The following is a 12,214-nucleotide window of genomic DNA, read 5'->3' as shown; positions in this document are numbered from 1 at the left end:
AATGTGCTAAATACAAGTTGTAAATAGCTGAAATTGGATAAATTGAAAGAATCAATCTATCGTAAAATCTAAAAAAATCACGCTTGTTTTGGCGGTTGCCAAATAGAATCTAAATAATGAGTATATAAGAAATCTTCATCAAATGTTTTGATTGAAGTCGTAGAAATTTCTTTATCTAAGTGTAAAACATCAAAGAGTTTTATGGGAGAGAAAAAAAAGTCGATATGAACAAACTCAACTTTCATGAAAGGTAATTTTTGGTCAGTTTCCCAATCCGCATCAACCTCATGTCCACCATAATGATGAACTAAAAAAGTTTTCATTTCATCCAAAAAGTCTCCTCCTTTATCATGTTCAATAAAATGAGAAATAAACACAGGCAATTTATATAACTGACACAATTGAGTTGAAGTTGTTATATATAAAAAAATTAAAATTTTAGTTGCCCATAGTTTCACGACCCAAATGTACAGTCAATTTTGCTTTCTTTCAAATTTAATTAATGGAAAAATCTCGTTAAACTTACTTAGAAACCTCTTTCTTCGTAAATAAATGAGAAATTACTTCGAGTTTATCATGATCGAATAAACACAAACCTTCAACATAGAAAGGTGTAAAATGAAAACTTTGTTGATCTACGATTCCAAATTCTTTCAGTTTTGGTTCGTAAACGACAAAACCTGTACGCAAGAATGGTTTTTTAGAGACTTTATACAACACAATATCATTGGTAAATAATCGTCGATTTCGTTTATCCAATATATCTATTCCAATATCTATGGTATCAAATTGTAAAGCATTTTCGTGCCAAGAAAACTCGTTATAACCTTTAAAATAGGTCACTCCATCTATCTCCTTCGCAAAACCTTCTACTTTATTTTTGTTTCGTAATCGATAATATCCAATCGTTTTCATCTGGCAAATTTGCAATAAAAAAATTTAAAATAGAAACGAGCAATATTAAAATAGATGATTAAATTTATCATCCGAAAACAACTAACACAATGTACAAAATATATCCACAAAAAAGATACAATGAAACCTTAGCTTTGCTGAAACAATTTGCTCAACCTACTGATAAAATTCTTGATTTAGGAATCAAAAATCCTTTTACAGATGTGATGTTGGAAAATGGTTTTGATGTAAAAAATACAAATGGCGACGATTTGGACTATTATTATAAGGATTTGCAAAATTATGATGCTAACTTTGTAACGGCTTTAGAAATTTTAGAACATTTGGTAAATCCAATGGAAGTGCTAAGAAATTTGCCTGGAGATAAATTATTAGCTTCAATTCCGATGCGTTTGTGGTTTTCGCCTGCTTATCGTAATCAAAATGATGCGCGAGATGTACATTATCACGAATTTGAAGATTGGCAATTTGACATGTTAATGGAAAAAGCTGGATGGAATGTAATACATCGTCACAAATGGACGCATCCATCAAACAAACTGGGAATAAGACCCTTATTAAGAAGAATTACACCAAGATATTATGCTGTCTACGCAGAACGAAAAAAAGACTTTACTTACTAAATACTCTATTGTTATACCTGCACATAACGAAGAAGATTTTATTGCGATTACGCTAAATTCTCTCGTTAATCAAACTGTTTTACCATATGAAGTGATTGTTGTAAATGATCATTCAACCGATAAAACACAACAAATTGTAGAAGAATTTACAGCTAAATATCCGTTCATCAAATTAAGAAATATCTTATCAAAAGGTGAACATCAGCCAGGAAGCAAAGTGATACAAGCTTTCTTGAAAGGTTACGAAATCATTGATCCTAATTATGATATTATTGTTAAATTGGATGCTGATTTAGATATTCCTTTCAATTATTTTGAGACTATTTTAACTCATTTTAATCATGAGGAAGATATTGCAATGGTTGGTGGTTTTGCGTATATTGATAAGGACGGAAAATGGATTCTTGAAAATCTGACAGATAAAGACCATATTCGTGGCGCATTTAAGGCGTATAGAAAAAATTGTTACGAAAAAATTGGTGGATTACGCGCACATATGGGTTGGGATACAGTAGACGAATTGTTGTGTAAATATTATGGTTGGAAAGTTGTTACAGACGAATCTTTACACATCAAACATCTAAAACCAACTGGCGCGAGTTACAATAAATCGGCGCTTTACAAACAAGGTGCGGCTTATTATGCATTAGGTTATGGATTTTGGATTACATTAATTGCTGGCACAAAATTGGCTTTACGTAAAAAGAAACCCACATATATTTTGTATTATTTGAAAGGTTTTTTTGAAGCTAAAATTAATGGTACAAAAAAAATGGTAAATCGAGATCAAGAAAAATTCATCCGAAATTATCGTTGGTCGAAAATGAAACAAAAAATAAAAGGTTAAATCTAACATGCGATATTGGTTAACATACACACTATTTATATTTCCATTCATCAGCTTTGCACAAAATAAGTTGATTACTGGTTCTGTGGTTGTAGACGAAGGAAACGATTATATTTCCTCAGTTTCTGGTGCTCGTATAGAAAATCTGACGTCAGAAAGTAAGACATGTACAAGCTCTTCGGGTTATTATTCTATCCAAGCAAATGTTGGCGATACAATTTTGTTTGAAGCAGATTTTTTGATTCCAAGAAAAATTGTAGTCAATCAAAATATTTACAACAAAGGTTTTTTACAAGCACATTTGGATATTGAAACAATTGAATTGAGTGGTGCTACAATTGGTAAAGGCCCTTTACAACCTAAATATCACAAGGATAATAAAACAGATTTGTACGATAAAATGGGACTTGATCAACGTTTACGAGATTTAGAACCTAAAAGAGATATTGCAAAATTCAAGCCAATGGATGTTTTAAATCCTGTTCGATTGATTGGTCATATGAATGGATTTTATCGTGAGCAACGTCGTGTACGTAATTACGAAACAAAACTTTCTCTCGTTCAAGAAGTTAAACATTATTATCCTACAGATTTTTATACAAATCAATTACAAATTCCTGAATATAAAATAGAAGAATTTTTATATTATGTTAATGCGCGTTATCCGCTTCAAGAAAAAGTTTTGAGCAGACAATTTGGTACGATAATGATTGATTTAGAATCTTATGCGAAAGATTATTTGAATGAATTAAATCAAAACAAAAATCAATAATTCTTAATAGATTTTTAAAATTTAGCCAATAAACGTTAACAAAATTGATGCTAATTTATTAAGACTTATCTTCGTACAAATAATTAAACGTATAATCACGAACAATTGAAATCACTATTTACCATTCTAATATTGCTGTTGTCGAATTTTATTTTCGCACAAGAAAAATGGATTCAGGGAAACATTATCATTGATGATTCTGACGATACAGCAGAAGGAGTTTACGTTACAAATCTGAGAACAAATCATACAACAATTTCTAATTTTACAGGAACTTTTCTTATTCAAGCAAAAGTAAATGACACGCTAAAAATACAATCTGATTGGTACGAAAATCGACTAATTATCTTAAGACCAAATTTGTTCAATAAACAAACAATTGTAGTGCATTTAGCTGTACAGACAATTCAATTGAATACCGCATATATTGGTCAAAAATTGACAGGAATTCTTGAAAAAGATGTCAAAAATGGAAAAAAAGCTGATGTTGTAACAAAACTTTATAAAAGTCTTGGTGTTAATCCTGATATCAAACCTATAAAAGACACATCTTCGTTGAAAGCTGGATTTTTGAGTGGAGATATTACGTTGACGAGATTGGATATTGGGCGTATTTATGATGTTTTTTCTGGTAAAGCCAAACAACGAAAAGCATTGCTTGATTATGAAGATAAATACGATAAAATTACAAAAATTAAGAATTATTTTGGTGAAGATTATTTCACAAATGATTTAAAAATTCCGAAATTCAAAATCAGAGATTTCATTGAAAATGCATTAACAAATACCGAATCTAAAATAGAATTGAATGATGTAAATTATTTCAAATTACTTCAATTATTTAATTCTTACAGTAAAATATACCTCGACTTTTTATACGGAAAAGTACCAAATAATACGAAAATCATCAAAAAAGATACGATAGACGATTAAAAAAAGAGCTTGATAAATCAAGCTCTTTTTTTAGTTTTATAAGTTGTGTAAAATTAGTTTTTATAAGAAACCCATTTAATCATTTCTTTCACAGTTGGTTTTTTACCATAAATTAAAATCCCAATTCTATAGATTTTTCCAGCAATATAAACCATAAATATTGTACTGATTAACAGCAAAAATAAGGATAAAGCTAATTGCCAAATCGGAACATCGAACGGAATTCGAGTAATCATTGAGATGGGAGAAGTCAATGGAATCATTGATAACCAAAAAGCAACTGGACCATCAGGATTTTCGAAAGTTGTCATACTTCCGTAAAGTCCAATCATCATCGGAACTAAAGGAAAATATGTAAATTGTTGCGTATCTGTATCATTGTCAACCGCAGAACCAATTGCCGCGAAAACAGAGCTGTAGAACAAATATCCTAAGATAAAATAAGAAATAAAAGCAAAAATGATTAACGGATAATTAAACGTTAACAATACTTCGCTAATTTCTGTTACTTTTTGCATCATATCTGGATTAGTCTCGGCTAATTGTGCTTGATTCATCATTTGTTGCGACATATCCATTCTTGAAGCAGCAATTGTTGGAAATAAAATCAATAACCCCATTGTCATTCCAATCCATATTGCAAATTGCGTGACTGCAACCATTGTCGTTCCTAAGATTTTACCCATCATTAATTCGAAAGGTTTTACAGAAGAAATGATAATTTCGACAACACGATTATTTTTTTCTTCAACCACAGAACGCATTACTTTTACACCATAAATCATCACAAACATGAAAATAATGTAAGTTAAAAACATCGATAATCCGATTTTCAACTCCATTCCTTTATCTTCTTTTCCGTCTGTAACGTTAAAAACATTCAGGTTAACACGTGCCTTAGAAGCTTCTAAAGCCGCTTTGTCAATACCAGATTTTGCCTGTTTTTCTTTTACTATTTTATCACTAATCGTTCTCGAAAGTTTTTCACGATCAGTAATTCCAAGATTTCCATTTGTGATTAATTCAGTATTTTTCTCAATATTATCATAATTTCCATCTGTATTTTTCGGAATATGAAGAATCGCATTCAAATATTCGCTTCCTTTCAGTGTATCTTTGATTGATTGCAATTCTTGAGGCGTGTAAATACTGAACATCATTTGTTTAGTCGATTTAAACGAGGTTACAAACTCTGTACTTTCATCTACAATTGCAATGTTTTTCACTTCGGAATTATTTGCAGAACTCAAAAAGAAAATCACCGCTCCTGCTCCAACAATCAACAAAGGCGAAAGAAAAGTCATAACAATAAACGCTTTGTTTTTTACTTGAGAAAAGAACTCGCGTTGTGCAACTAAAAATATATTTTTCATTTGAAAATTAGCTTAAAGATTAGGAATTGAACTTTGTTTGACGGCTTCCAAAAACACATCATTCATCGAAGGAATAATTTCTTTGAATTGATGAACTTGCCCCACTTGCATCAATTTATCTAAAATCACATTGGTTGGTGTTTCTTTATTGTACAACAAATTAAATTCAGTTCGTTGATTAACGTTTCGTACATCCGAAATCTCAAATTCATTCGCTAAATTTTGAAGAGAATCAGCGGGAATTTCATTCAATTGAATCGAAAATTTCCCTGTCTTAAATTGATTTCTAACTTCTTCAATTGTTCCATCTAATACTTTATTCGATTGATTAATCAAAGCAACATGATCACACATTTCCTCTACAGATTCCATACGATGCGTCGAAAAAATAATTGTCGTTCCTTTATCTCTTAATTCAAGAATTTCATTCGCAATAATTTGTGCATTTACAGGATCAAAACCACTAAAAGGTTCATCAAAAATCAGCAAAGAAGGATTGTGAATAACTGTAATCACAAACTGAACTTTTTGTCCCATTCCTTTCGACAACTCGCTCAATTTCTTGTTCCACCAAGACATCATATCAAGTTTCTCGAACCAATATTCGGTACGTTTTTTAGCTTCCGCAGAAGAAAGACCTTTCAGTTTTGCAAAATACAGTGCCTGTTCTCCAACCTTCATATTCTTGTACAAACCACGTTCTTCTGGCATATAACCAACTTGACCGATTGATTTTTTCGTCAAAGGTTCTCCATTCAACAAAATTGTCCCGCTATCTGGCGCTGTAATTTGATTGACAATACGAATAAAAGTCGTTTTTCCAGCACCATTTGGTCCCAAAAGTCCATAAATAGAACCTTGTGGAATATTGATACTAAAATTATTAAGCGCAACTTTATCTTTATATTTTCTTGTTAAGCCTTGAGCTTGCAATAAAAATTCCATTTTCTATATCATTTGATTTGTAAAATTAGTAAGAAGAAAGTAAATTTTGTTACAGATTTTAATGAGATTCGTTCGGATTCCATACAATTTCTTTAAAATTAACCACTTTATCATTTATAATCTCCACACCTTCATTTTCTAATAATTGTTGCATCAAACTCAAAGGATTAAAGTGATGTTTTCCAGTTAACAAACCATTTCTGTTTACAACACGATGAGCAGGGACATCTTCTCGATTATGTGCATGATTCATCGCATAACCAACCACGCGCGCAGAAAATTTTCCACCTATATATTTTGCAATCAATCCATAAGTAGAAACACGTCCTTCGGGAATTTGACGAACTATTTCATAAATTTTCTCATAAGTATCAGAAATGATTTTTGTCATAATCTAAACATTTATTGTAAATTTAAAGAAAGTAATAGAATATGAACCAAAAAGTTCCAATTAAGTCTCTTTTAAGCCGACCACGTTTTAAGGTTTTTACGCATTTATCAAAACAAGAATTTATTGATTTAATCAAAAAACACCTTGAAACAAATTCTACTGAATACGGAGGTTATGCCAATCAAGAAGTTGCGATGATTCGTGTCCGCAAAGACAAGGATAAATATTGGCATCCGCAACTACAAATCAGAATTGAAGATGACGATGATCATCCTGACTATTTGGCTGTAAGAGGAATTATTGGTCCGCCTGCTAATGTTTGGACATTTTTCGCGTTTTTGTATGGTTTAAGCGGAGCTATTTTTATCACCTTAGGCTCTTATGCGATTTCCGAATATATTGTACAAGGAAATAGTGTATGGATTTGGAGTATTCCTATTGCATTATTGATTGCTTTAGCAACCTATTTAGCGAGTTTATATGGTCATTATTTAGCAAAATATCAGCTAGGAAGATTGTATCATTTCGTGAATGAATTGCTTCGTGATGCAGAGTTTTATCAAAATAGCGACGAAATCAAAAAATAAAAAAAGCGACCTAAATAGGTCGCTTACAAGAAATATGTTGAGATAATATATTAATTAGATTACTTTCACATTAACGGCGTTGATGCCTTTTTTTCCTTGTTCTAAGTCAAAAGATACTTTATCGTTTTGAGCTACTTTGTCTGTTAAACCAGAAACGTGTACGAAGTACTCTTTTCCTGATTCGTCATCTTTAATAAATCCGTATCCTTTTTCTTCATTAAAGAATTTTACAGTTCCTTTATTCATAGTATTTTATTTTCGTTGATAAAGATATAAGATTTATTTACAAAACCAATATTAATTTTTAGTTTTTTTTTATAACAATTTTTTTAGCCTATAATTTCATTATAATTTTGCTTCAAATCATAATATTTTGGCAGGAATTTATATTCATATCCCGTTTTGTAAACAAAAATGCAGCTATTGCGACTTTCATTTTTCGACAAATCTTCAACATAAATCAAATTTAATTCAAGCAATTAATAAAGAACTTGAGATCAGAAAAGATGAAATTTCAACACCTATAGAAACGATTTATTTTGGAGGAGGAACACCTTCTATCCTATCCGAAATTGAATTAGAAAGTATTTTCGAAACGATTTATAAAAATTATTCGACCAAAAATTTAAAGGAAATTACACTAGAAGCGAATCCTGATGATTTGAATAAAGAAAAACTTAACTTCTTAAAATCAACTCCGATTAATCGTTTTTCGATTGGTGTTCAATCATTTTTTGAAGAAGATTTGAAATTAATGAATCGCGCACATAATGCACAAGAAGCTGAAACTTCGATAAAATTGGCGCAAGATTTTGGTTTCGAAAATATCACTATTGATTTGATTTATGGTTCTACGACCACAACCAACGAAATGTGGAAGCAAAATTTGCAAAAAGCAATTGAGCTGAATGTTCCACATATTTCTTCTTATGCGTTAACAGTCGAAGAAAAAACAATTTTAGATCATCAAATCAAAAAAGGAATCACAAAACCGGTTGATGAAGATCGTCAAAACGAACAATTTCAACTTTTAGTTGACACTTTAACTTCGAATGATTTTATTCAATATGAAATCTCCAATTTCGGAAAAGAAGAGTATTTTTCTTTACACAATTCTAATTATTGGAAAGGAATTCATTATTTAGGAATTGGACCTTCTGCGCATTCTTATAACGGAAAAACTCGTGCTTGGAACATTGCAAATAATTCTAAATACATACAAGCTATCAACGAAAATAATCTACCTCAAGAAATTGAAGTTTTAAATGAAGTAGAAAAATTTAATGAAATGATAATGATAGGATTGAGAACAATTTATGGAATAGATTTAAATCGAATTAATTCAGAATTTTCTCAACCTTTAGTTAATTCTTTTCATCAAGAACTCAATCAATTAATCAACGAAAATTTAGTCGAAAAGAAAGAAAATAAAATTATTTTGAAACCCGAAGCAAAATTTTTCGCAGACGGAATTGCTTCTAGATTATTTTACATCAATTAATTTGTTAAATTTGCGATATGAATGATAACAGACCAATTGGTGTTTTCGACTCTGGAGTTGGTGGTTTGACGTTTGCAAAAGAAATAAAACGTCTGCTACCAAACGAAAGTTTGATCTATTTTGGCGATACTCAAAATTTGCCTTATGGAGAAAAATCGAAAGAAGCGATTACACAATTTTCGGTAGACATTACTAATTTTTTAATAGACAATAATTGTAAAGCGATTTTAGTTGCATGTAATTCTGCAACCGCTAATTCGTTGAAAGAAATTAGAGAAGCTGCTGGAAAAGATGTTCCTGTTATCGATGTTATTTCGCCTGTTGCGGAGAAAGTTTCGTTCGAATTAAGAGAAAAGATAGGTGTTATTGCAACAAAAGCAACTGTAAATTCGGGCGCGTACAAGAAAGCAATTCGTCGTCGAAATAAACATATTACGGTTATTGAAATGGCTACTCCTCTCTTAGTACCTGTTATCGAAGAGGGTTTTACAAATTCTACGATTTCTAAAGCAGTTTTAGAAACGTATTTATTGAACAAAAAATTAGAAGGAATTGATTCGATTATTTTAGGATGTACGCATTATACACATCTGGAAAAAGAAATCAATCAAGTATTTGAAGGAAAAGTTGATATCGTAAATTCACCTTTAATTGTCGTGAATCAAGTAATTTATCAATTGGCAAAAGAAGGAAAATTGGCTGCGAAAGATACTGTTGCAAACTATACATTTTATATTTCTGACAATACAGATAATATTATAAAAGTGGCAAAAAAATTCTTTGGAAAAGATATTCAATTAATTGAGAAAAATTTAGAAACGAAATAGAACCGACCATTATTTGTCGGTTTTTTTATAAAATATTACGAACAAACAAAAACAAATCATTACATGGAAAAATCAGCAGAATTAATTGCATTAGAAGAAAAATACGGAGCGCATAACTATCACCCACTTCCAGTTGTATTGGAAAAAGGTGAAGGTGTTTACGTTTGGGATGTTGATGGAAAAAAATATTTCGACTTTTTATCAGCTTATTCAGCTGTTAATCAAGGTCACTGTCATCCTAGAATTATTAAAGCGTTGAAAGATCAAGCCGAAAAATTAACGTTAACTTCTCGTGCTTTTTATAATGCGGAATTAGGAAAATACGAAAAATTTATCACAGAATTATTCGGTTTCGATAAAGTATTGCCAATGAATACGGGTGCAGAAGCTGTAGAAACAGCGCTAAAAATTGCTCGTAAATGGGGTTACGAAAAGAAAGGAATTCCAACTGGTGAAGCGATTATTGTAGTATGTAAAGACAATTTCCATGGTCGTACAACTACTATTATTTCTTTCTCGAATGATGAAGATGCACGTAAAAATTTCAATCCTTACACAAGTGGTTTCGAAGCTGTAGAATACAATGATGTTGAAGCTTTGAAACAAATTTTAGAAGAAAAAGCAGATAAAATTTGTGGATTCTTAGTAGAACCAATTCAAGGAGAAGCTGGTGTTAATGTACCTTCTGAAGGATATTTGAAAGCTTGTGAAGAATTATGTAAACAACATAATGTTTTATTTATCGCGGACGAAATTCAAACAGGAATCGCACGTACAGGAAAAATGTTAGCAATCGATCACGAAAATATTGATGCTGATGTTTTAATCTTAGGTAAAGCCGTTTCAGGTGGAGCTTATCCAGTATCTGCAGTTTTAGCAAATGATGAAATAATGAATGTCATCAAACCAGGACAACACGGTTCTACTTATGGAGGTAATCCATTAGCTGCGGCTGTTGCTACAGAAGCTTTGCAAGTTGTTTTGGACGAAAAATTAGCTGAAAATTCTGAAAAATTAGGACAAATTTTTAGAACAGAAATCACGAAAATGGCTGAAGAATTTCCATTATTCAAATCAGTTCGTGGAAAAGGTTTATTAAATGCAATTTTAATCAACGATACACCAGAATCTGAAACAGCATGGAATTTCTGTGTTGCAATGAAAGACAACGGATTATTAGCCAAACCTACACACGGAAACATCATTCGTTTCGCTCCTCCTTTAGTGATGAACGAAGAACAATTACACGAATGTTTAGCGATTATTCGTAAAACTGCACAAGAGTTTAATAAATAATCAACAATAAAATGATATAGAAAAAACCTGATGAAATTTCATCAGGTTTTTTTATATTCGAAACTTTAATTAACACTATGAATTCTTTTAAAATAAACGTTTCCGAAACGTACAAAAAGGCGCAAAAAAAATCGGCAGTATGGATTGCTCTTTTCTTGATTACTCTCTTCTTTTCTACAATTTTGAGCATCATCATTTTCATAATTTGTGTTTGTGGAGGAATCGCTATCGTCATTGCTAAACCAATGTGGATTACCATTTTTTTAGGTTTGGGACTGTTGGCTTTAGGAGGTTTAATCGTTTACTATAATATTAAATTTATTCTAAATATTTTCAAAAAAACAGCTACAAATGGAATTGAAATTTTTGAAACGGATCAACCAGAATTATTCAAATTAATAAAAGCAACCGCAGATAAAGTTGGCACAAAACATCCCAAAAAAGTATTTATTATTGATGATGTAAATGCATATGTTTCCTATTCGAACAATTTGCAAAGTTTAGTTTTTCCAACAAGAAAAAACTTATCCATTGGCGTTGGTTTGCTTCATGGTATTTCTCAAAATGAGTTAAAAGGAATTATTGCGCACGAATTTGGGCATTTTTCTCAAAAATCAATGACAATTGGTAGCCATGTTGGAAATGCGACCAAAATTATGGAAGATATTTTATACAGTAATCAAACCTTAAAATTTGATGTTGATAATTTAGGCCAAATTAATGGAATTGTTGGTTTTATTTCAATGGGCGCTGTTGCTTACAATAAAATGATTGAATCTATTTTGAAAATAATTCACAAAAAATTAGAATTCAATTATCTAAAATTAAGTCGAGAAATGGAATTTCATGCTGATCAAATTGCAACAAATGTTGTGGGAATTGAGACGATGAGCAAACCATTATTGAGAATAGAATTGTATCAATTTGTTTACCAAGAATTAGCTAATTTTTATACAAATTTACAAGATGATAAAAAGTTTTCGACTAATATTTATCAAAACATGAATCAATTAGTTGACTTTTATATCGATGATTACGAACTTTTTTTAGAAAATAATTTAGCTATTGTTGGAATTAATGAATTTAATCAAAATCATTCTTTACTACAATTTGAAGATTTATGGTCGACACATCCAGAAATGGACAAACGTTTGGCAAATATAGCGTCTACAAATCATCATTCTGATTTCTATGACAAAACCAA

Annotated in this window: 15 protein-coding genes; 9 read left to right on the top strand and 6 right to left on the bottom strand. The window is 30.9% G+C overall.

The features are described from left to right. Nucleotides 1-77: 77 nt before the first annotated feature. Both B4L98_RS11855 and B4L98_RS11850 read right to left on the bottom strand, forming a co-directional pair. Nucleotides 78-383 carry a hypothetical protein gene (locus tag B4L98_RS11855; protein ID WP_152606051.1) on the bottom strand — a complete coding sequence of 102 codons (306 nt, stop codon included), beginning with the start codon at nucleotides 381-383 and terminating at the stop codon, nucleotides 78-80. A gap of 139 nt (nucleotides 384-522) precedes the next feature. Then, nucleotides 523-915, bottom strand: a complete 393-nt coding sequence (locus B4L98_RS11850) for a hypothetical protein (RefSeq protein WP_125349490.1) — start codon at nucleotides 913-915, stop codon at nucleotides 523-525. Between the two features lie 89 nt (nucleotides 916-1,004). Here B4L98_RS11850 and B4L98_RS11845 point away from each other — a divergent pair, with 89 nt between their 5' ends. From B4L98_RS11845 to B4L98_RS11830, 4 genes are all read left to right on the top strand, one after another. Further along, nucleotides 1,005-1,538: a methyltransferase gene (locus B4L98_RS11845; protein WP_125349489.1), complete on the top strand. Its 534-nt coding sequence runs from the start codon at nucleotides 1,005-1,007 to the stop codon at nucleotides 1,536-1,538. Beyond that, nucleotides 1,498-2,385: a glycosyltransferase gene (locus B4L98_RS11840; protein WP_286494880.1), complete on the top strand. Its 888-nt coding sequence runs from the start codon at nucleotides 1,498-1,500 to the stop codon at nucleotides 2,383-2,385. Before B4L98_RS11845 ends, B4L98_RS11840 begins: the two co-directional genes overlap by 41 nt. A 7-nt stretch (nucleotides 2,386-2,392) precedes the next feature. Continuing rightward, entirely contained in the window at nucleotides 2,393-3,157 is a 765-nt protein-coding gene (locus B4L98_RS11835) for a hypothetical protein (RefSeq protein WP_280035617.1), read from the top strand. A gap of 138 nt (nucleotides 3,158-3,295) precedes the next feature. Continuing rightward, nucleotides 3,296-4,090, top strand: coding sequence for a hypothetical protein (locus B4L98_RS11830; protein WP_260392525.1), 795 nt, complete (start codon nucleotides 3,296-3,298; stop codon nucleotides 4,088-4,090). Nucleotides 4,091-4,143: 53 nt separating this feature from the next. On the opposite strand, the gene B4L98_RS11825 is transcribed toward B4L98_RS11830, so the two are convergent. The 3 genes from B4L98_RS11825 to B4L98_RS11815 are packed head-to-tail and all read right to left on the bottom strand — an operon-like array spanning nucleotide 4,144 to nucleotide 6,799. Next, nucleotides 4,144-5,463 carry an ABC transporter permease gene (locus B4L98_RS11825; protein ID WP_291051714.1) on the bottom strand — a complete coding sequence of 440 codons (1,320 nt, stop codon included), beginning with the start codon at nucleotides 5,461-5,463 and terminating at the stop codon, nucleotides 4,144-4,146. A 12-nt stretch (nucleotides 5,464-5,475) separates the two neighbouring features. After that, the gene (locus tag B4L98_RS11820) at nucleotides 5,476-6,408 is read right to left on the bottom strand and encodes an ABC transporter ATP-binding protein (RefSeq protein ID WP_280035614.1); all 933 of its coding nucleotides are present in this window, start codon (nucleotides 6,406-6,408) and stop codon (nucleotides 5,476-5,478) included. 58 nt (nucleotides 6,409-6,466) lie between these two features. Beyond that, nucleotides 6,467-6,799, bottom strand: a complete 333-nt coding sequence (locus B4L98_RS11815) for an MGMT family protein (RefSeq protein ID WP_291078306.1) — start codon at nucleotides 6,797-6,799, stop codon at nucleotides 6,467-6,469. 41 nt (nucleotides 6,800-6,840) lie between these two features. Between B4L98_RS11815 and B4L98_RS11810 the strand changes: the two genes are divergently transcribed. Next, nucleotides 6,841-7,386: a hypothetical protein gene (locus B4L98_RS11810; RefSeq protein ID WP_291078304.1), complete on the top strand. Its 546-nt coding sequence runs from the start codon at nucleotides 6,841-6,843 to the stop codon at nucleotides 7,384-7,386. A gap of 54 nt (nucleotides 7,387-7,440) precedes the next feature. Here the strand turns inward: B4L98_RS11810 and B4L98_RS11805 are convergent, their stop codons facing one another. Next, a complete protein-coding gene (locus B4L98_RS11805) occupies nucleotides 7,441-7,632 on the bottom strand; it encodes a cold-shock protein (RefSeq protein WP_038330556.1) in 192 nt (63 codons plus the stop codon). Nucleotides 7,633-7,759: 127 nt separating this feature from the next. Between B4L98_RS11805 and hemW the strand changes: the two genes are divergently transcribed. The 4 genes from hemW to B4L98_RS11785 all read left to right on the top strand — a co-directional run. Continuing rightward, nucleotides 7,760-8,887: a radical SAM family heme chaperone HemW gene (hemW, locus tag B4L98_RS11800; protein ID WP_291078302.1), complete on the top strand. Its 1,128-nt coding sequence runs from the start codon at nucleotides 7,760-7,762 to the stop codon at nucleotides 8,885-8,887. Nucleotides 8,888-8,904: 17 nt separating this feature from the next. After that, nucleotides 8,905-9,714: a glutamate racemase gene (murI, locus tag B4L98_RS11795; protein ID WP_125349482.1), complete on the top strand. Its 810-nt coding sequence runs from the start codon at nucleotides 8,905-8,907 to the stop codon at nucleotides 9,712-9,714. Between the two features lie 63 nt (nucleotides 9,715-9,777). After that, nucleotides 9,778-11,010, top strand: a complete 1,233-nt coding sequence (gene rocD / locus B4L98_RS11790) for an ornithine--oxo-acid transaminase (RefSeq protein ID WP_115000400.1) — start codon at nucleotides 9,778-9,780, stop codon at nucleotides 11,008-11,010. 77 nt (nucleotides 11,011-11,087) lie between these two features. Continuing rightward, a partial coding sequence (locus B4L98_RS11785) for a M48 family metalloprotease (protein ID WP_291078300.1) occupies nucleotides 11,088-12,214 on the top strand: 1,127 nt, incomplete at its 3' end.

It is taken from the genome of Empedobacter sp. UBA5528 (genome assembly GCF_002426075.1).
GTDB classification, from domain to species: Bacteria; Bacteroidota; Bacteroidia; order Flavobacteriales; family Weeksellaceae; genus Empedobacter; species Empedobacter falsenii_B.
This window is presented reverse-complemented; position numbering and strand designations above follow the sequence as displayed.